We start from the raw sequence: 17,113 nt of genomic DNA, 5'->3' as shown, positions 1-17,113 counted from the left end.
TCAGGCGAGCAGGGAACGGCCGATGATCTCCTTCATGATCTCGGTCGTCCCGCCGTAGATGGTCTGGATGCGGCCGTCCGTGAAGGCCCTGGCCACCGGGAATTCGCTCATGTAGCCGTATCCGCCGTGCAGTTGCAGGCACCGGTCGGCGACCCGCTTCTGGAGTTCGGTGGCCCACCACTTGGCCATGGAGGCGTGCACGGCGTCCAGTCCCGGTCCGCCGGGCGCGGTGTGCTCCTCGACGCAGCGGTCGACGAAGGTACGGGTGACGGCGCACTCGGTGGCGATCTCGGCGATCTCGAAGCGCACGTGCTGCAGCTTGGCGAGCGGGCGTCCGAAGGCCTCGCGCTCCTTGACGTACGCGGTGGTCAGCTCCAGGAGGTGTTCCGCGCCGGCGATGGCGGCGACGGCGATGGCGAGCCGCTCCTGGGCGAGGTTGGTCATCAGATGGACGAAGGCGCCGTTCAACTCGCCGAGCAGGTTCTCCTTGGGGACGCGGACGTCGGTGAAGAAGAGCTCGGCGGTGTCCTGGGACTTCTGGCCGATCTTGTCGAGGTTGCGGCCGCGCTCGAAGCCCTCCGCGCCGCGTTCGACGACGAGGAGGGAGAGGCCGTGGGCGCCGCCCTCGGGGGTGGTCTTCGCGACGACGATCACCAGGTCGGCGAGGATGCCGTTGGAGATGAAGGTCTTGGAGCCGTTGAGGATCCAGTGGTCGCCGTGGTCGACGGCGTTGGTGCGGATGGCCTGGAGGTCGGAGCCGGCGCCGGGCTCGGTCATGGCGATGGCGGTGACGAGCTCGCCGTCGCAGAAGCCGGGCAGCCAGCGCCGCTTCTGCTCGTCGGTGGCGAGCGAGGTGAGGTAGGGGCCGATGATGTCGTTGTGCAGCCCGATGGCGAGGCCGGGGGTGCCGGCGCGGGTGAACTCCTCGGCGAGGACGACGCTGTAGCGGAAGTCCGGCTCGCCGCCGCCCCCGTACTCCGCGTCGACGGCGAGCCCGAGCAGGCCCTGCCGGCCGGCGGCCCGCCAGACCTCGCGGGAGACGATGCCGTCCTTCTCCCACCGCTCGTAGTGCGGCAGCACCTCCTTGGCGAGGAAGGCGCGGACGGTCTCGCGGAAGGCCTCGTGGTCGGCGGTGTAGAGCTGGCGCTTCATGCGGAGGGCTCCTTGGCGGCTGCGTCGGGGGGCGGGGTGGCGCCGGTCAGCGACGGTACGGACCAGTCGAGGGCGACCTCGTCGGTGTCGGCGCCGGGCCGGGCGGGTCCGGTGCGGACCGCGCCGGGGGTGGCGGAGAAGCGGGGCGCGGGGGCGGGCTGGACGAGGCCCTCGTGCTCGACGAAGGTGCCGCGGGCGGCGAGGTGCGGGTGGCCGGGCGCCTCGCGCAGCGAGAGCACCGGGGCCACGCAGGCGTCGGTGCCGTCGAAGACGGCGGTCCACTCGTCCCGGGTGCGGGTGCGGAAGCGGGCGGCGACGGCGTCCCGCAGCTCGGGCCAGCGGGCGAGGTCGCCGCGGGCCGCAGCGGTCTCGCCGAGGCCGAGCAGCCGAGCGAACTCCTCGTAGAAGCGCTGTTCCAGGGCGCCGACCGCCATGTGGCCGCCGTCGGCGGTCGCGTAGACGCCGTAGAAGGGGCAGCCGCCGTCGAGCAGGTTGACGCCGCGCCGGTCCTGCCAGCCGCCGGCGGCGAGCATGCCGTGGATCATGGTGGAGAGGTGGGCGGTGCCGTCGACGATGGCGGCGTCGACGACCTGCCCCTCGCCGTGCTCGCGCGCGTGCCTGAGGGCGGCGAGGACGCCGATGACGAGGTAGAGGGAGCCGCCCGCGTAGTCGCCGACCAGGTTGGCGGGGACGGTGGGCGGGCCGTCCGGGTCGGGGCCGATCATGCCGAGGGTGCCGGTGAGGGCGATGTACGCGATGTCGTGACCGGCGGTGGGGGCGAGCGGCCCGCTCTGGCCCCAGCCGGTCATCCGGCCGTAGACCAGCCGCGGGTTGCGGGCGAGGCAGGGCTCGGGGCCGACGCCGAGGCGTTCGGCGACGCCGGGCCGGTAGCCCTCGATCAGGATGTCGGCCCGCGCGACCAGGTCGAGGACGGTGTCCCGGCCGTCCTCGGCCTTGAGGTCGACGAGGACGGAGCGCTTGTTGCGGTTGGTGAGGTCGTACGCGGGGTCGATGCCGAGGCCGGGCCCGCCGGGCCGGTCGACGCGGACGACGTCGGCGCCGAGGTCGGCGAGGAGCATGGCCGCGAAGGGGCCGGGGCCGATGCCCGCGAGCTCCACCACCCGGACTCCGGAGAGCGGGCCGGGGCGGGCGTGGCGCGGTGTGCTCATCGAGCCCCCAGAGGTGTGTGACAGTGATGATGTAACACCGGAGATGCTAGGAACGCGTTCCACTCGGCACAAGCCCCCGAGCCGAGCAAGCGCTTGGAAATTGCGCCGGCCGCGACTTCCGCTAGAGTCCGCCGACGACCTGTGCGCCGGGGGACGGCGCGGGCGGGGACCGAGAGGCTGGGCGGGATGGAGACAGGGGCGGCCGGACGGCCGTACGACGTGGTGCTCTTCGGGGCGACCGGGTTCGCGGGCGAGCTCACCGCGGAGTACCTCGCCGCACACGCCCCGGCGGGGTGCCGCTGGGCGCTCGCCGGGCGCAGCCGCGCCAAGCTGTCCGCCCTGCGCGACCGGCTCGCCGCGCGGTGGCCGCGCTGCGCGGAGCTGCCGCTGCTGGTCGCCGACTCCGAGGACGCGCGCGCCCTGCGCGAACTGGCCGGGTCCGCCCGGGTGGTGGCGAGCACCGTCGGGCCCTACGTCTGGTACGGCGAGGGCCTGGTGGCGGCCTGCGCGGAGGCCGGCACCGACTATGTGGACCTGAGCGGCGAGGCGGAGTTCGTCGACCGGATGTACGTACGGTACGACGCCCGCGCCCGCGAGACCGGGGCCCGGCTCGTGCACGCGTGCGGCTTCGACTCCGTCCCGCACGACCTGGGCGTCTGGTTCACCGTGCACCAGCTGCCGGAGGGCGTGCCGCTGCGGATCGACGGGTTCGTGCGGGCCGGGGCGGTCTTCTCGGGCGGCACCTTCGCCTCGGCCCTCACCGCGTTCGGCCGGGGCCGGCAGATACTGGACGCCGCGCGCGAGCGACGCCTTCACGAGCCCCGGCTGGTGACCCGGCGGGCCCACGCGCCGCTGGGCCGACCCAGGTTCAGCCGCGAGACCGGCACCTGGGCGCTGCCGCTGCCGACCCTGGACCCGCGGGTGGTGACGCGCTCGGCGGCGGCCCTGGAGCGGTACGGGCCGGACTTCCGCTACCGCCACTACGCCTCGGTGCGGACCCTGCCGATGGCCGTCGGCGGCTCGGCGGTCGTCGGCGCGGGCGTGCTCGCGGCCCAACTGCCCTTCGTGCGTGGCTGGCTGATGGACCGTTACGAGCCGGGGCAGGGCCCGGACGCCGAGCGGCGGGCCCGCAGCTGGTTCTCCGTGCGCTTCGTCGGCGAGGGCGGCGGCCGGCGCGTGTTCACCGAGGTGTCGGGCGGCGACCCGGGGTACGACGAGACCGCGAAGATGCTCGCCGAGTCGGCGCTCTGTCTCGCCCACGACACGCTGCCGAAGACCTCCGGGCAGGTCACGACGGCGGTCGCGATGGGCGACGCGCTGCTCGCGCGGCTGCGGGCGGCCGGGCTGCGCTTCCGGGTGGCGCACTCGGGCTGACCGCCCGGACGGCGCCGTGGCCTCCGGGGGTCAGTGCCGGACCAGGCAGAACGGGTGGCCGGCCGGGTCGGCGTAGATGCGCCAGGCCCGGTCGCCCGCGCCGGAGTCGAGCCGCCAGGCCCCGAGCGCGAGCACCGCCTCGTGGGCGGCGTCCAGGTCCTGGACCCGTACGTCGAGGTGGAACTGCTGCTCGGGCGAGCCCCAGACCGGCGGCCGGTGGTCGGCCACGCCCTGGAAGGCGAGCACGGGCGCGCCGGAGGCGCCGTGGAGCGTGGCCCAGGCGTCGCCGACCGCCCACTGGGGGTCCGGGCGGTTGATCTCGCCGCCGAGCAACGCCTGGTAGAACTCGGCGAGTTCCATGACGTCGGGACAGTCGAGGACCACGCACTGCAGGGTGCCGAGCGCACCGGGGCTTGTCATGCCCCACACTGTGCCGCCCATGACACCGGCCCGGTATCCGTACTCGTACTCAGGCGCCCCAGGAGTCACAGGGTCCTCGTGCTCACTCCGCGTCGAGCGCTTCCGCGAGGGCCCTGCGGCACAGGGAGTCGGCGTGGCGGGTGGTCTCGGGCAGGCGGAAGCGCGGGGTGAGGTGGAGGGTGTGGGCGCAGGCGCGCTCCAGTGAGACCCGGTGGCCGACGGAGACGAAGACCGGCTTCACCCCGGCGCGGGTGCGCAGCGCGCGGCCGACGGTCTCGCCCTCGGCGATCAGGTCGGTGAACGCGCCCCGGGCGGTGCCGGGTTGCTCGTACGTGAAGGTGAAGGGGTTCTTGGCGACCCCGATCGAGGGGCGTCCTGTGACCACCCCGAGGTGGCTGGCGAGGCCGAAGCGACGGGGGTGGGCGAGGCCGTAGCCGTCGCAGACGAGCAGCCCCGGGTCGGCGGTGAGCCGGGCGAGCGCGGCGAGCACGGTCGGGATCTCGCGGAAGGCGAGCAGCCCCGGCACATAGGGGAACGACACCCGCCCCACGGCGGTGGCCTCCTCCACCACCTCCAGCGTCCGCCCGTCGAGCACGACGGCGGCGGCGGCGACCAGGTCCCGCTCGTCGTCGTACGCGACGTCGACGCCGGTCACGTTCCCCGTACCGGCCTCGGGGCCCTCCTCGGCCGTCACGAGCCGGCCCCGCAGCTCCTCCTGCACGGCCCGCGCCGCGGCCTCGCCGGTGGGCCATCCCTCGGGAATCTCGATGATCGTCATGAGTCGGCACCCTACGGCCGGGCCGCGCGGGGCGTACGCGTAGCCTGGCGCTCATGTTCGTACTGGAACTCTCCTACACCGCCCCCGTCGAGCGGGTCGACGCGCTGCTCGACGCGCACATCGAGTGGCTCGACGCGCAGTACGCCGCCGGGGTGTTCCTCGCCTCCGGGCGGAAGAACCCCCGCGACGGCGGGGTGATCCTGGCCGCCGGAGTCGGCCGCGCGGAGATCGAGGAGATCGCGGCGGCCGACCCGTTCAGCGTCGGAGGCGTCTGCGCGTACCGGATCACCGAGTTCTACGCGACCAAGACGGTCGAGGGACTCGCCCCGTTCCGCGAGGAGTTGCCCTCCTAGTCCCGGCCGTGACGGGTGAGGCGGGCGATGCGGCCCTTCTCGCCCGAGGCCCAGCACGCGCCGTCGGGCGTGCAGTCGACGGTGTCGTACGAACCGGTGTCGACCGTGCGCCAGGTGCGGCCGCCGTCCGTGGTGAGGTCCGTGCCGGTGGGGCCGACGGCCAGGGCGGCGGACCTCGTGTGCGGGAGCCAGGCGACGCCCGAGCGGTAGGCGGGCGGCGCGGTGGCGGACGCCGTCCAGGTGCGGCCCGCGTCGCCGGTGACGGCGGCGGCCCTCGGCGAGGGCTGGTCCTTGCGGTAGTCGCCGCCGACGGCGATGCCGTGGGCGCGGTCGCGGAAGGCGAGGCCGAAGACGCCCTTGGCGCCCTCCCCCGCGGGGATCGTGGTGTCCGTGGCGGTCCAGTTCAGGCCCCGGTCGGCGGAGTGCAGGACCCGGCCGGTGGCCCCGCCGCCGGTCGCGAGCCACACGTCCTTGGGCCCCGAGGAGACCAGGCACTGGCCGCTGGCCGCGAAGCCGGCCTCGCCGGGCAGCGCGGCGGGCATGCCGTCGCTGGGCAGGACCCGCCAGGACCGGCCGCCGTCGCGGGTCGAGAGGATGCGGTACTTCCCGTCGACCGGGTCGCTCATCGCGAGGCCGTTGCGGTGGTCGAAGAAGGTCATGCAGTCGTAGAAGGCGCGCGGGTCGGTGTTGCGGAAGGACTCGGTCCAGGTCGCCCCGCCGTCCTCGGTGCGCAGCACCCGGGACGCCTCCCCCTCGCCGATCGCGAGGACCACGGCCCGGCGGGCGTCGAAGGCCTCCACATCGCGGAACTCCAGCTCTCCCGCACCCGGCGGAGAGACGTTTCGCCAGCTGGTCCCCCCGTCGGTGGTGCGCAGCACCGTGCCCCGGGAGCCGGCCGCCCAGGCGACCGACCCGCTGACCCCGGCGAGGCCGCGGAAGCGGGCGTCGGTGCCGGTCTCGGTGAGCCGCCATCCGCCGGGCCCGTGGCCGGGCGCCGCCTGCGCGGGGGCTCCCAGGGCCATGGCGAGGGCCGCCCCCGCCAGTCCCACGGCCGTCATTCGTCTCTTCTTCCCCATGGATGTCATGGCGCCGGAAGCTAGCCCACCCGGAAGATCCCGTCCAGGGTGCGTGCCCCGCCACCCCTTCCTAGGCTGGGTCCATGACCGAACCCACGGCCGAGGAACAGCCGAGGATCAAGGAGTACGACGGCGAGGGCATCACCGTCACCTTCGAACCGCGGCGCTGTCTCCACGCGGGCGAGTGCGTCCGGGGTCTGCCGAGCGTGTTCGACCTGGCCGAGCGCCCCTGGGTGCGGCCCGGCCAGGCCGCCCCCGAGCTGGTGGCCGAGGTCGTCCGCCGCTGCCCGTCCGGGGCGCTCCAGTACCGCCCGGCCGACGGCCCGGCGGAGGCCGGGGACGTCCCCACCACGGTGCGGCGCATGCCGGACGGCCGGCTCCTGGTCCGGGGCGACCTCCTCGTCCGCGACGAGCGGGGCGGGCGCCACGAGACACGGGCGGTGCTGTGCGGCTGCGGCGCCTCCGGCAACCAGCCGTACTGCGACCACTCCGGTGCGTGCGCGGACGCCGGGTTCGAGGCCTTCGACGCGACGGAGGAGCGGTAGGCGCCCCGGGAAGGGCCCGGCGGTGACACAGCTCACGTACCCCCTCAGTGCACGATCCGGCCTCGTGGTTCGTCTCTTCTTGTGTCAGGGAGACCAGGAGAACGTAGCCGCGCAACAGGAGGCTGGCCTTGTCCACCGTCATCGAGCAGGCCGTCCAGGCCCGTCTGGTCGCGACCGTCCCACGGATGGAGACGGTCGCCGCCACACTCCGCTACGACCGGAAGGACCCCTTCGCGGTCCGCATGGCCTTCCCGCCGCGCGCCACCCTGGAGGGCGTCGAGGTGTCGTGGGCCTTCGCGCGCGAGCTGCTCGCGCAGGGCGTCGAGGGGCCCGCCGGGCTGGGGGACGTACGGCTGCGCCCGTACGGCTACGACCGGACGGTGGTGGAGTTCCACGCCCCCGAGGGCGTCGCCATGGTGCACGTCCGGACGTCCGAGCTGCGCCGCTTCCTGGAGTCCTCCCAGCGCCTGGTGCCGCGCGGGCGTGAGCACCAGTACCTCGACTGGGACGGGAACCTCGCCCAGCTCCTGGAGGAGCGCCCGTAAATCACTGGCGGTCTCCCCCGCCCGCTCCTACCGTGGTGACCTGAACCTGTCGTCGCCCGATCGGAGAAGGCCGTTGCTCGTCTGAGGTCTTGAGACACCGTGCCGCGCGTGCCGCCCCGCCGCCGCGTGTGCCGTTCTCGACCTCGGCGTACGAGCGCTGCTCCGCTCTCTCCTCCCCGCCCGCGCCCCGGTGTCTCCCGCGTAGCCCTCGTCCACGCCCTTGCCACCGGGAGGCTCTCATGGCGCCCCGCCCCACCTTCGTCACCTGCACGTCCCTCTCCTTCTCCTGGCCCGACGGGACCCCGGTCCTCGACGACTTCCGGCTCGCCGTGGGCCCCGGCAGGACCGGCCTGGTCGGTCTGAACGGTTCGGGGAAGTCCACCCTGCTCAAGCTGATCGCCGGCGAGCTCGCCGCCTCCGACGGCACCGTCCATGTCGCGGGCCGGGTCGGGTACCTCCCACAGGACCTGGTGCTGGACACCGGGCTGCGGGTCGACCAGGCCCTCGGCATCGACCGCGCCCGGGCGGCGCTGCACGCCATCGAGGCGGGCGACACGTCCGCCGCGTACTACACGGCCGTCGGCGACGACTGGGACGTCGAGGAGCGGGCCCGGGCCGTGCTCGACCGGCTCGGCCTCGGGCACGTCGGGCTGGACCGCACGATCGGCGAGGTCTCGGGCGGCGAGTCGGTCCTGCTCCGGCTGGCCGCGCTGCTGCTCGCCCGGCCGGACGTGCTGCTGCTCGACGAGCCGACGAACAACCTGGACCTGTTCGCCCGCCGCAGGCTGTACGAGGCGGTGGACGCCTGGCCCGGAGTGCTCGTCGTGGTCAGCCACGACCGCGAGCTCCTGGAGCGGGTGGACCAGATCGCCGATCTGCGCGACGGCGAGGTCGCCTGGTACGGCGGCGCCTGGTCCGACTACCGGGCCGCGCTCGCCGCCGAACAGGAGGCGGCCGAGCGCATGGTGCGGGTCGCCGAGGCCGACGTACAGCGCCAGAAGCGTGAACTGTCCGACGCCCAGGCCAAGTTGGCGCGGCGCAAGCGCTATGCGCAGAAGAGCGCGGAGAACAAGGTGGTGCCGAAGGTCGTGGCGAACACCCGCAAGGGGCAGGCCCAGGTGTCGGCGGGCAAGCACCGGCAGTTGCACGCGGACCGGCTGGCCGAGGCGCGTTCGCGGCTCGACGCGGCGGTGGAGGCGGTGCGCGACGACGACGAGATCCGGATCGAGCTGCCGTACACCACGGTTCCGCCGGGCCGGGACGTGCTCGTGCTGCACGACCTGGAGCTGCGGTACGGGGCACGGGTCGCCGGGGAGTTCGAGCTGCGGGGCCCTGAGCGGGTGGCGCTGGTCGGCCGGAACGGGGCCGGGAAGACGACACTGCTGCGGACGCTCGCGGGCGAGCTCGATCCGGTCGCGGGGGAGGCGGTGGCGCGGGTCCCGCTGAGGTTCCTGCCGCAGCGGCTCGATGTGCTGGACGACGGTCTGAGCGTGGTGGAGAACGTGGCCCGGATGGCGCCCGGTGCGACGGTCAACGCGATCAGGGCGCGGCTGGCCCGGTTCCTCTTCCGGGGCGCCCGGGCCGATCGGCCGGTGGGAACGCTGTCCGGCGGCGAGCGGTTCCGCGCGACGCTGGCGGCGCTGCTGCTCGCCGAGCCGGCGCCACAGCTGCTGCTGCTCGACGAACCGACCAACAATCTGGACATGGCGTCGGTACGGAGCCTGACGGCCGCGCTCGACGCGTACGAGGGGGCACTGATCGTGGTGAGCCACGACGTGCCGTTCCTGGAGTCGCTGGGGATCACCCGCTGGCTGCGGCTCGACGGGGAGCTGCGGCCCACGACGGCCGAGGCCGTGCGGGAGGGGCTGCTAACGGTGCAGTAAGGCCCAGGACTTGGTGCCGCCGCCCGGTGTGAGGACGGGGGCGAGCCCCCAGTCGCCGCCGTGCTCGTCGACCGCCGCGGTCAGCAGCCACATGCTGCGGCTGCGGCGGTCGCGGCATTCGTCGGCGGCGGCCGGTGTGGGGTGGGCCGGGTGCTGGTCGTAGAGGACGATCCGCAGCGCGTCGAACTGCCAGCGCACCCGGAGGACCATTTCGCGGTCCGGGGTGAAGCGGTACGCGGCGGAGACGAGCTCGGACGCGGCGAGGACGGCGGTCTCGGAGAGTTCGCCGAGGCCGTGGCGGTTGACCAGGGTGCGGATGGCGTCGCGGGCCAGTCCGGCGCAGTAGGCGCCCCCGGGCAGGAGCATCGAGTAGCTGAGGTTCTCCGTGGCGGGAGGTATGGGACCGGCCGCGGCGGCGGACGGGAGGCAACGCAGTGCGCCCTTCATCGGATTCTGCTCACATTTCCTGTGCGTGTGGGGGTGCTCACACGTCGAACACGATTGCCCCGTGTGAGACTTGCACTACCGACCGTAGCGTACGACCGGAGCACAGTGCTACTACTTGGCAGTAGACACTCGCACTTGTGCCAAACCGGGCAAAAAATCCCTCCGGGACGCGAGCCCGGAGCCGAAGGGGGAGAACGAGCGTGCCGCCAAGGAGCACCCCGACCGCGCGCCAGCAGCGACTCGGACACGAGCTGCGCAAACTGCGTGAACAGTCGGGCATGTCGGCCCAGCAGGCCGCCGCCCTCCTGGGCGTCGACCGCACCCGCATCCCCAACGTCGAGTCGGGGCGGTTCGGCATCAGCGCCGAGCGGGTGCGCACCCTCGCCTTCAACTACGGCTGTCCGGACACCGCCCTGATCGACCTGCTCGCCGCCATGGCGCAGGAGCGCGACCGCGGCTGGTGGGAGCAGTACCGGGGACTGCTGCCGCCCGCTCTGATCGACATCGCCGAACTGGAGTTCCACGCCTCGGAGTTGCACAGCGCCGTCACGACGCACCTGCCCGGCCTGCTGCAGACCGAGGAGCACGCGCGGGCCGTCTTCGACACCGCCGACCCGCCGTTGCCGGGGCCCGACCTGGAGGCCCGGGTGGACCTGCGGCTGCATCGCCAGGAGGTGCTGGACCGGGACCCGCCGACGCTGTACGCGGCGGTGATCCACGAGGCCGCGCTGCGCATGCAGTTCGGCGGCCCGAAGGTCGCCAGGGCGCAGCTGGAGTACATCCTGGAGCGCTCGGAGCGGGACACGATCTCCGTGCGGGTGATCCCGTTCACGGCGGGGGGTTTCCCCGGGGCGGGCCAGTCGTTCACCTATGCGTCCGCACCGGTTCCGCAGCTCGACACGGTGCAGCTCGATTCCTCGCACGGCTCCATACTCCTCGACACCGACATGCAACTCCGGCGCTACCGTGGCCTGTTGGAGCGGCTCAGCGGGCTCGCCCTGCCCGTATCCGACTCCCGCGACTTCATCCGCGCCATAGCCCAGGACCTCTGAAGGACCCCCCACCATGAACCTCACCGACCACCGCGCCGCCTCCCGGGAGATCGCCTGGAATGAGGCCTTCTGCAGCGAGGGCGCCAACTGCTTCCGCTTCGGCCTCGACGGCTCCGGCCGCGCGTACATCGGCTCCACCCTCGCCCCCGACGCGTATGTCAGCGACTCGGTCGAGGCGCTGCGGGCGCTCATCTCGGCCGTGAAGGCCGGCGCCGCCGATCATCTGCTCTGAGTAGCCGCTCCGGGCTCCTCGGCGGGCCCGGACTCCCGTGACCTGGATCTCCCGCCGCCCCGCGGAACCGCGCGGATGACGGAGCGTGACCGGATATCTCCTGGACGGGCTTGGCCACCCCCTTATGAGGGCTTTAACCTACGGTCTCGTAACCTACGTGTCCGTAGGTAGTTCCGTTTGCCCTCTCTCCGTCCCCAGGAGTTCCCGTGACGCTCACCTCTCCCCACCTCGGCAGCTCCGCAGGGTGGACCGACGCGCGGCTCCTGTACGCCTTGGAAGAGGTCGTGGAGACGGAGCTCAACCGGCACCTGAAGGTCACCAAGGACTGGATGCCGCACGACTACGTGCCGTGGTCGGACGCCCGCAACTTCCCGGCCTTCTTCGAGGACGGCGAGGCCTGGGACAAGGAGCAGTCCAAGGTCACCGACATCGGCCGGATCGCCCTCGTGGTCAACCTGCTCACCGAGGACAACCTCCCGAGCTACCACCACGAGATCGCCAGCCTCTTCGGCCGCGACGGCGCCTGGGGCACCTGGGTGCACCGCTGGACCGCGGAGGAGGGCCGCCACGGCATCGTGATGCGCGACTACCTGCTGGCCTCGCGGGCGGTCGACCCGGACGAGCTGGAGCGCTTCCGCATGGCGCACATGAGCGAGGGCTTCGAGTCGGACAACCGGCACTCGATGCTGCACTCGATCGCGTACGTGGCCTTCCAGGAGCTCGCCACCCGCATCTCGCACCGCAACACCGGCCACCAGTCGGGCGACCCCGTCTGCGACCGGATGCTGGCCCGCATCGCGCTCGACGAGAACCTGCACATGGTCTTCTACCGCAACCTGCTGGGCGCGGCCTTCGAGCTCGCCCCCGACCTCACCATGCAGGCCGTACGGGACGTCGTCGTCGGCTTCCGGATGCCCGGCCACGGCATGCCCGGCTTCGAGCGGGCCGCCGCCCAGATGGCGATCGGCGAGATCTACAACCTGCGCATCCACCACGACGACGTGCTCCAGCCGGTGCTCCGCTTCCTCAAGGTCCTCCAGATCGACGGTCTCGGCCCGGAGGGGCTGAAGGCCCAGGAGGAGCTCGGCCTGTACATGAACGGCCTGGACAGCGAGGCGTCCAAGTTCGACGAGCGGCTCGCGGCGCGCAAGGCGCGGATGGCCGCGCGGGCGGCGGGCTGAGCCCTCACCCGAGGGGCGCCGGGGCGGTCAGCCCTGGCGCCGCTTGAGGTTGATCCGCTCCTTCTCCGAGAGCCCGCCCCACACCCCGAAGCGCTCGTCGTGCGTCAGCGCGTACTCCAGGCACGCCGCGCGGCCGGGGCAGGCCCCGCACAGCTGCTTCGCCTCGCGGGTCGAGGAGCCGGGCGCCGGGAAGAAGAACTCCGGTCCCGCCTGGGCGCACAGCGCGTCCTCCTGCCAGGAGAGGTCCGGGGCCACCAGGGTCAGCGGGGCGAGGGTCATCGTGTCGGTCTGCATGGGTAGAGACTCGCGCGGCGGCCTAAACGGGCCATCAACGTCCGATCAACGCGGCGCGCCGAGCGCCGGCAGGACCGTTTCGGCGACCCGGTAGGCCTCTTCCAGGAGCGGATTGCCCGACAGGATGAAGGTATCCACTCCGAGTGCCTGGTATTCGCGCAACCGCTCGACGATCTGGCCGGTGGCCCCGACCAGGGCGGTGCCGGGCCCCGGGCGGAACAGACCCATCCCCGGCCACAGGTTGGGATGGGTCTCCAGCTCGCGGGCGCGGGCCGGGACCCGGCCGCCGTGCTGCCGGAACTGACGCTGCCAGCCCACCCCGTCCTCGCCCGACCGCTCGCCGAGCTGCCGCGCGTAGGTCGCCTCGCTGGTGACGTCCAGGAGCCGGTCGGCCGCCGCCCACGCCTCCTCCTCCGTGTCGCGGACGATGAGATGGAGCCGCAGGCCGATCCTGAGGGTGCGGCCGTACGCGGCGGCGCGGGCCCTCACATGGTCCAGCTTCGCCTTCAGCAGGTGCGGCGGCTCGCCCCAGGTGAGGTAGACGTCCACGTGTTCGGCGGCCATCTCGATGCCCGGCGCGGAGGAGCCGCCGAACCAGAGCGGGACGTGCGGCGTCTGGACCGGCCGCAGGTCGCGCAGCGAGGAGCCGGCGCCCTTCAGGTCGTAGAAGCGCCCCCGGTGGTCGAAGACCTCGCCCGCGGTGAGCCGCTTCACGATCGACCAGTACTCGGCGCTCAGCTCGTACCGCTCGTCGTGCCCGACGTGCAGCCCGTACTCCTGGAGCGCCGTGGTCGAGCCGTTGACGACGTTGAAGCGCAGCCGGCCGCCGAAGAGGTTGTCGAAGGTGAGCGCCATCTTGGCTAGCAGGGTCGGTGAGATCAGTCCGGGGTGGACCGCGAGCAGCGGCCGGAAGCCCGGCCCGGTGGCCGCCGCGAGCGCGCTGCCGAGCGGCCACACGTCGTGCAGGTCGGTGGCGAGGAGCGCGCCGCTGAAGCCGAGGCGCTCGACCGAGGCGGCCAGGTGCTGGAGGTAGCCGAGGTCGACCGGGCGCCGGCCGGCCGGCTCCCAGGGGTAGGCGCCCTCGCGCGGGATGATGTACCAGAGGACCTCGGGTGCGGGGTGGGTGCTCATGCGCGGCGGGCCTCTCGGGGCAGGGCGTCGGCGACCGTGACGGGCCGGCCGGTGAATCCGGTGCGGTGGAAGATGTCGGCGGCCCGCTGCTGCTCGGCGAGGAACTCCTCCGACACCTCCTCGATCGTCCAGGGCAGGGCGCGCAGCGCGGTCTCCCAGTCCTCGGCGGAACCGCCGAGCTCGGCCGCGGTGACCTCGGCGGCCTCGCGCGGGTGGGCCGCCACCCAGGCGTCGGCGCGGCGCAGCGCCCGGGTGAGCGCCTCGACGAGCTCCGGGCGCCGTTCGGCCAGGTCGCGGCGGGTGAAGAAGACGGAGCGGTCGGAGATGACCTCATCGGTGGGGATCAGGACGCGCAGCCCGCCGGTGCGGCGGGCGGCGGCGAGCCGGTCGCCCTGGGCGACCCAAGCGGTGATCGCGCCGGAGCGCAGCAGCTCCTCGCTGTCGTCGCCGGAGCGCACGGCGGTGACGTCGGTGGCGTACGAGAGTCCGGCGTCGTCCAGCGCCTTGGCCACCAGGTGGGTCTGCCAGGAGCCGACGGCGAGGTGGACGGTGCCGCCCCTCAGGTCGGCGACGGTACGGACGGGCCCGTCCTCGGTCACCAGGAGGGCGCCGTGGCCGGGCCGGGGCGCCGAGAGCGCGGTGTAGACGATGTCGTGGCCCTCGGCCTGGGCGGTGACGGGCGGGGTGGAGCCGGTGCCGCCGAAGTCGATGGTGCCGTCGGCGAGGTGGGCGCCGGTGCGGACGCCGTCGGTGTACGGGTGCCAGGCCACGGTCTCGCCGAGGGCGGCCAGCTCCTCCTCCGCGTAGCCGAGGCGGGAGAGGTGGAAGAGGGTGGGGTTGCTGCTGTGGACACCTATGGTGACGGTCATGCGGAGAGCTCCGTTTCGAGAGAGGGCGGGACGGCGGTACGGACGGGGCCGGCCGCCGGCGGTTCGGGGGTGTGGACGCCGAGGTCCGCGAGGAGGCGGTGGCGCAGGCGGGCGAAGGCGGGGTCGCCGGGGTCGCGCGGCCGGTCGACGGTGACGGCCTCGTCGGTGACGAGCCGGCCCTCGCGCAGCACGGCCACCCGGTCGGCGAGCCGGATGGCCTCGTCGACGTCATGGGTGACGAGCAGCACGGCCGGCCGGTGGATCCGGCACAGCTCGCCGACCAGGTCCTGCATCCGCAGCCGGGTCAGCGCGTCGAGCGCGGCGAACGGCTCGTCGAGCAGCAGGAGTTCGGGCTCGCGGACGAGAGCGCGGGCGAGTGCCGCGCGCTGGGCCTCACCGCCGGAGAGGGTGGCGGGCCAGGCGTCCGCGTGGCGTTCGAGCCCGACCTCGGCGAGCGCCCGCAGGCCGGTGGCCCGGGTCTGCGCGCCTCGGGGCAGACCGATGGTGACGTTGGCGAGGACCTTCTTGGAGGGGATGAGCCGGGGCTCCTGGAAGACGATCGTGCGGGCCGCGGGGACGAGCGCCTCTCCCCCGTCGGCGCCGTCGAGGGCGCCCAGGATGCGCAGCAGGGTGGTCTTCCCGCTGCCGCTCGCACCGAGGAGGGCGACGAACTCGCCGCGCCTGATGTCCAGTTCGATGCCGTCGAGGACGGCACGGTCACCGAAGACCCGGCGCAGGCCCCGTACGCGTACGGCGTCGCTCATCGGGCACTCCCGCCGCCGGGGCCCGCCGTGCGCCAGGGCATGAGGACCCGTTCCAGGCCGCGCACGACCAGGTCGGCGGTGAGTCCGAGCAGTCCGTAGACGAGGATGCAGACGGCGAGGACGTCGGTGCGGGCGTAGCTCTGCGCCTGGGCCATCAGATAGCCGATCCCTTCGGTGGCGTTGATCTCCTCGGCGGCGATCAGCGCGATGACGCTGAGGGTCATCGAGAGCCGGAGCCCGGCGAGGATCGCGGGCAGCGCGCCGGGCAGGACGACCTGGCGCACGATGGCGAAGCGGCCGAGCCCGAAGGCGCGCATCGCCTCGACGAGCCGGCGGTCGGTGTCGCGTACCCCTCCGGCGGTGGAGACGTACATCGGGAAGGTAGTGGCGACCGCGATGAGCAGGATCTTCGCGGTCTCGTTGATGCCGAACCAGACCATGAAGAGGGGGACGAGGGAGAGGAAGGGGATGGTCCGCAGGGTCTGGAGCGAGGAGTCGAGGAGCTCGTCGCCGAGCCGGGTGAAACCGGTGACGATCCCCAGGGCGAGACCCGCCGTGACGCCGAGGACCAGGCCGAGGCCGGAGCGGGTGAGCGAGGTCGCGAGCGCGTCGGGCAACTGCCCGTTGCCCCACAGCTCTCCCACCGCGTCGAGTACGTGAGCGGGTGAGGCGAGCACGTCGGGCGTCAGCGCCCCGGTCGCCGAGGCCGCCCACCACAGGACGAGCAGCCCGACCGGGCCGAGGGCGCGGACGACGACGGTGTACGTACGGGAGCGGGCGCGGCGCGCGGGAGGCCGCGGCCGGACGAGCGGGGACGGCGCCGCCGGGGCGGGCGTCATGAGAGCTTCTCGACGTCGAGGAGGTGGGCCGCGATGTCGACCTTGCCGGGGGTGACCTGCTGCTCGGCGTAGAACCGGGCGACCTCCTCGAAGCGCCTGATGTCCTCGGGCCCGATCGGATCGACGGTGCCGCCCTTGGCGGTGAAGCCGATCTGGACCTCGCGGGCCCGGCCGGTGACGGCGGTCGGACCCGCGTCGGTGAAGACGTTGAGATAGGCGGCCGGGTCCCGGCGCTCCTCGGCGCTCCGCTCGTGGAGGTAGCCGTAGAGCGCCTTGACGACCTCGGGGTGGGCGTCGGCGAAGCCCTTGCGGACCGCGTTGAGGCTGTAGTTGTCGGAGCCGATCGCGGCGCCGTCGGCGACGAAGCGGGCCTTGCCGGCGCCGATCTCGGCGACCGCGTAGGTGGACCAGACGGCCCAGGCGTCGACCTGCCCGGCGTTGAGCACGGCGGCGGTCTGGTCGGGCCTGAGGTAGACCCGCTCGACCTTCCCGGCCGGGATGCCCGCCTTGGCGAGGGCCTTGAGCAGCAGGTACTCCCCGGTGCCGCCCTTGTTGACGGCGACCTTCCGCCCCACGAGGTCGGCGACCGAGTCGATGCCGGAGCCGTCCCGGACGAGGATGCCCTCGCCGACGGGGTCGGGGTCGGTCGCGGTGAAGAAGGCGAAGCCGGGGCTCTGGGCGAGCGAGGTGATGCCGGAGGTGATGGACCCGGTGGCGATGTCGAGCTGGTCGGCGTTCATGGCCTGGGCGGCCGGCGCGAAGGGCCCCGCGCTGCCGGTCCACACGACCTTGGCGTGCACCGCGGCCAGCGCCTTGTCGAGGCTGCCGTCCTTCTTCCCCCGGGCCAGGACACCGGAGTTGCCGGGGTCGGGGATGCGGACGACGACGGTGCCCTTCCCCGCCGCGTCGTCGGCGGAGCCACCGCCGCAGGCTGCGAGGGCGGGCAGGACGGCGAGGGCCGCGAGAGCGGCGAGGGAGCGGAGCGGGCGCATGACGGACGTCCTTCGGG

20 protein-coding genes are annotated in these 17,113 nt (G+C 73.4%); 8 read left to right on the top strand and 12 right to left on the bottom strand.

Annotation, left to right across the window (positions count from 1 at the left end):
• Complete coding sequence (locus ABTZ54_RS11725) at positions 1-1,152, bottom strand: acyl-CoA dehydrogenase family protein (protein WP_351660302.1); 1,152 nt, start codon at positions 1,150-1,152, stop codon at positions 1-3.
• A complete protein-coding gene (locus tag ABTZ54_RS11720) occupies positions 1,149-2,321 on the bottom strand; it encodes a CaiB/BaiF CoA transferase family protein (protein WP_351660298.1) in 1,173 nt (390 codons plus the stop codon). The genes ABTZ54_RS11725 and ABTZ54_RS11720 overlap by 4 nt, the downstream gene beginning before the upstream one ends.
• A 186-nt stretch (positions 2,322-2,507) precedes the next feature.
• Between ABTZ54_RS11720 and ABTZ54_RS11715 the strand changes: the two genes are divergently transcribed.
• Complete coding sequence (locus ABTZ54_RS11715; RefSeq protein ID WP_351660295.1) at positions 2,508-3,695, top strand: saccharopine dehydrogenase family protein; 1,188 nt, start codon at positions 2,508-2,510, stop codon at positions 3,693-3,695.
• Between the two features lie 30 nt (positions 3,696-3,725).
• Here the strand turns inward: ABTZ54_RS11715 and ABTZ54_RS11710 are convergent, their stop codons facing one another.
• Positions 3,726-4,115 (bottom strand): VOC family protein, encoded by a 390-nt coding sequence (locus ABTZ54_RS11710; protein ID WP_351660292.1) that lies wholly within the window; start codon positions 4,113-4,115, stop codon positions 3,726-3,728.
• A gap of 82 nt (positions 4,116-4,197) precedes the next feature.
• Positions 4,198-4,893 (bottom strand): endonuclease V, encoded by a 696-nt coding sequence (locus tag ABTZ54_RS11705; RefSeq protein ID WP_351660289.1) that lies wholly within the window; start codon positions 4,891-4,893, stop codon positions 4,198-4,200.
• A gap of 53 nt (positions 4,894-4,946) precedes the next feature.
• Between ABTZ54_RS11705 and ABTZ54_RS11700 the strand changes: the two genes are divergently transcribed.
• Positions 4,947-5,246 carry a YciI family protein gene (locus tag ABTZ54_RS11700; protein ID WP_351660287.1) on the top strand — a complete coding sequence of 100 codons (300 nt, stop codon included), beginning with the start codon at positions 4,947-4,949 and terminating at the stop codon, positions 5,244-5,246.
• Here ABTZ54_RS11700 and ABTZ54_RS11695 read toward each other — a convergent pair.
• Positions 5,243-6,304 (bottom strand): WD40/YVTN/BNR-like repeat-containing protein, encoded by a 1,062-nt coding sequence (locus ABTZ54_RS11695; protein WP_351660285.1) that lies wholly within the window; start codon positions 6,302-6,304, stop codon positions 5,243-5,245. The genes ABTZ54_RS11700 and ABTZ54_RS11695 overlap by 4 nt on opposite strands.
• A gap of 101 nt (positions 6,305-6,405) precedes the next feature.
• Here ABTZ54_RS11695 and ABTZ54_RS11690 point away from each other — a divergent pair, with 101 nt between their 5' ends.
• From ABTZ54_RS11690 to ABTZ54_RS11680, 3 genes are all read left to right on the top strand, one after another.
• Complete coding sequence (locus ABTZ54_RS11690; RefSeq protein WP_351660282.1) at positions 6,406-6,867, top strand: (4Fe-4S)-binding protein; 462 nt, start codon at positions 6,406-6,408, stop codon at positions 6,865-6,867.
• Between the two features lie 128 nt (positions 6,868-6,995).
• Entirely contained in the window at positions 6,996-7,412 is a 417-nt protein-coding gene (gene ssgD, locus ABTZ54_RS11685; protein WP_351660279.1) for a spore wall synthesis regulator SsgD, read from the top strand.
• Between the two features lie 239 nt (positions 7,413-7,651).
• A complete protein-coding gene (locus ABTZ54_RS11680; protein WP_351660277.1) occupies positions 7,652-9,295 on the top strand; it encodes an ABC-F family ATP-binding cassette domain-containing protein in 1,644 nt (547 codons plus the stop codon).
• Here the strand turns inward: ABTZ54_RS11680 and ABTZ54_RS11675 are convergent.
• Positions 9,281-9,742 (bottom strand): ATP-binding protein, encoded by a 462-nt coding sequence (locus tag ABTZ54_RS11675; RefSeq protein ID WP_351660274.1) that lies wholly within the window; start codon positions 9,740-9,742, stop codon positions 9,281-9,283. The genes ABTZ54_RS11680 and ABTZ54_RS11675 overlap by 15 nt on opposite strands.
• 200 nt (positions 9,743-9,942) lie before the next feature.
• Here ABTZ54_RS11675 and ABTZ54_RS11670 point away from each other — a divergent pair, with 200 nt between their 5' ends.
• From ABTZ54_RS11670 to ABTZ54_RS11660, 3 genes are all read left to right on the top strand, one after another.
• Positions 9,943-10,794, top strand: coding sequence for a helix-turn-helix domain-containing protein (locus ABTZ54_RS11670; protein WP_351660272.1), 852 nt, complete (start codon positions 9,943-9,945; stop codon positions 10,792-10,794).
• A gap of 13 nt (positions 10,795-10,807) precedes the next feature.
• Positions 10,808-11,026, top strand: coding sequence for a hypothetical protein (locus ABTZ54_RS11665; RefSeq protein WP_351660269.1), 219 nt, complete (start codon positions 10,808-10,810; stop codon positions 11,024-11,026).
• Positions 11,027-11,232: 206 nt separating this feature from the next.
• Positions 11,233-12,207: an acyl-ACP desaturase gene (locus ABTZ54_RS11660; protein WP_351660266.1), complete on the top strand. Its 975-nt coding sequence runs from the start codon at positions 11,233-11,235 to the stop codon at positions 12,205-12,207.
• A 27-nt stretch (positions 12,208-12,234) separates the two neighbouring features.
• Here ABTZ54_RS11660 and ABTZ54_RS11655 read toward each other — a convergent pair whose 3' ends face one another.
• The 6 genes from ABTZ54_RS11655 to ABTZ54_RS11630 are packed head-to-tail and all read right to left on the bottom strand — an operon-like array spanning position 12,235 to position 17,096.
• Entirely contained in the window at positions 12,235-12,501 is a 267-nt protein-coding gene (locus tag ABTZ54_RS11655; RefSeq protein WP_502997232.1) for a WhiB family transcriptional regulator, read from the bottom strand.
• Between the two features lie 45 nt (positions 12,502-12,546).
• Positions 12,547-13,632 (bottom strand): LLM class flavin-dependent oxidoreductase, encoded by a 1,086-nt coding sequence (locus ABTZ54_RS11650; protein ID WP_351660263.1) that lies wholly within the window; start codon positions 13,630-13,632, stop codon positions 12,547-12,549.
• The gene (locus tag ABTZ54_RS11645; protein ID WP_351660260.1) at positions 13,629-14,501 is read right to left on the bottom strand and encodes an ABC transporter substrate-binding protein; all 873 of its coding nucleotides are present in this window, start codon (positions 14,499-14,501) and stop codon (positions 13,629-13,631) included. Before ABTZ54_RS11645 ends, ABTZ54_RS11650 begins: the two co-directional genes overlap by 4 nt.
• Positions 14,498-15,265 (bottom strand): ABC transporter ATP-binding protein, encoded by a 768-nt coding sequence (locus tag ABTZ54_RS11640; RefSeq protein ID WP_351660257.1) that lies wholly within the window; start codon positions 15,263-15,265, stop codon positions 14,498-14,500. The genes ABTZ54_RS11645 and ABTZ54_RS11640 overlap by 4 nt, the downstream gene beginning before the upstream one ends.
• Positions 15,262-16,104 (bottom strand): ABC transporter permease, encoded by an 843-nt coding sequence (locus ABTZ54_RS11635; RefSeq protein ID WP_351660254.1) that lies wholly within the window; start codon positions 16,102-16,104, stop codon positions 15,262-15,264. Before ABTZ54_RS11635 ends, ABTZ54_RS11640 begins: the two co-directional genes overlap by 4 nt.
• Entirely contained in the window at positions 16,101-17,096 is a 996-nt protein-coding gene (locus tag ABTZ54_RS11630; protein ID WP_351660251.1) for an NrtA/SsuA/CpmA family ABC transporter substrate-binding protein, read from the bottom strand. The genes ABTZ54_RS11635 and ABTZ54_RS11630 overlap by 4 nt, the downstream gene beginning before the upstream one ends.
• Between the last annotated feature and the right edge of the window lie 17 nt (positions 17,097-17,113).

This window comes from Streptomyces sp. NPDC094032 (assembly GCF_040303965.1).
In the GTDB taxonomy this organism is placed as follows: domain Bacteria; phylum Actinomycetota; class Actinomycetes; order Streptomycetales; family Streptomycetaceae; genus Streptomyces.
This window is presented reverse-complemented; position numbering and strand designations above follow the sequence as displayed.

What these genes read in the sequence shown, in the direction of transcription:
- ABTZ54_RS11650 (WP_351660263.1), bottom strand. Translation starts at nt 13,632, where the DNA reads ATGAGCACCCACCCCGCACCCGAGGTCCTCTGGTACATCATCCCGCGC.
- ABTZ54_RS11695 (WP_351660285.1), bottom strand. Translation starts at nt 6,304, where the DNA reads ATGACGGCCGTGGGACTGGCGGGGGCGGCCCTCGCCATGGCCCTGGGA.
- ABTZ54_RS11680 (WP_351660277.1), top strand. Translation starts at nt 7,652, where the DNA reads ATGGCGCCCCGCCCCACCTTCGTCACCTGCACGTCCCTCTCCTTCTCC.
- ABTZ54_RS11700 (WP_351660287.1), top strand. Translation starts at nt 4,947, where the DNA reads ATGTTCGTACTGGAACTCTCCTACACCGCCCCCGTCGAGCGGGTCGAC.
- ABTZ54_RS11705 (WP_351660289.1), bottom strand. Translation starts at nt 4,893, where the DNA reads ATGACGATCATCGAGATTCCCGAGGGATGGCCCACCGGCGAGGCCGCG.
- ABTZ54_RS11725 (WP_351660302.1), bottom strand. Translation starts at nt 1,152, where the DNA reads ATGAAGCGCCAGCTCTACACCGCCGACCACGAGGCCTTCCGCGAGACC.
- ABTZ54_RS11630 (WP_351660251.1), bottom strand. Translation starts at nt 17,096, where the DNA reads ATGCGCCCGCTCCGCTCCCTCGCCGCTCTCGCGGCCCTCGCCGTCCTG.
- ABTZ54_RS11665 (WP_351660269.1), top strand. Translation starts at nt 10,808, where the DNA reads ATGAACCTCACCGACCACCGCGCCGCCTCCCGGGAGATCGCCTGGAAT.
- ABTZ54_RS11645 (WP_351660260.1), bottom strand. Translation starts at nt 14,501, where the DNA reads ATGACCGTCACCATAGGTGTCCACAGCAGCAACCCCACCCTCTTCCAC.
- ABTZ54_RS11690 (WP_351660282.1), top strand. Translation starts at nt 6,406, where the DNA reads ATGACCGAACCCACGGCCGAGGAACAGCCGAGGATCAAGGAGTACGAC.
- ABTZ54_RS11640 (WP_351660257.1), bottom strand. Translation starts at nt 15,265, where the DNA reads ATGAGCGACGCCGTACGCGTACGGGGCCTGCGCCGGGTCTTCGGTGAC.
- ABTZ54_RS11720 (WP_351660298.1), bottom strand. Translation starts at nt 2,321, where the DNA reads ATGAGCACACCGCGCCACGCCCGCCCCGGCCCGCTCTCCGGAGTCCGG.
- ABTZ54_RS11715 (WP_351660295.1), top strand. Translation starts at nt 2,508, where the DNA reads ATGGAGACAGGGGCGGCCGGACGGCCGTACGACGTGGTGCTCTTCGGG.
- ABTZ54_RS11710 (WP_351660292.1), bottom strand. Translation starts at nt 4,115, where the DNA reads ATGACAAGCCCCGGTGCGCTCGGCACCCTGCAGTGCGTGGTCCTCGAC.
- ABTZ54_RS11675 (WP_351660274.1), bottom strand. Translation starts at nt 9,742, where the DNA reads ATGAAGGGCGCACTGCGTTGCCTCCCGTCCGCCGCCGCGGCCGGTCCC.
- ABTZ54_RS11655 (WP_502997232.1), bottom strand. Translation starts at nt 12,501, where the DNA reads ATGCAGACCGACACGATGACCCTCGCCCCGCTGACCCTGGTGGCCCCG.
- ABTZ54_RS11635 (WP_351660254.1), bottom strand. Translation starts at nt 16,104, where the DNA reads ATGACGCCCGCCCCGGCGGCGCCGTCCCCGCTCGTCCGGCCGCGGCCT.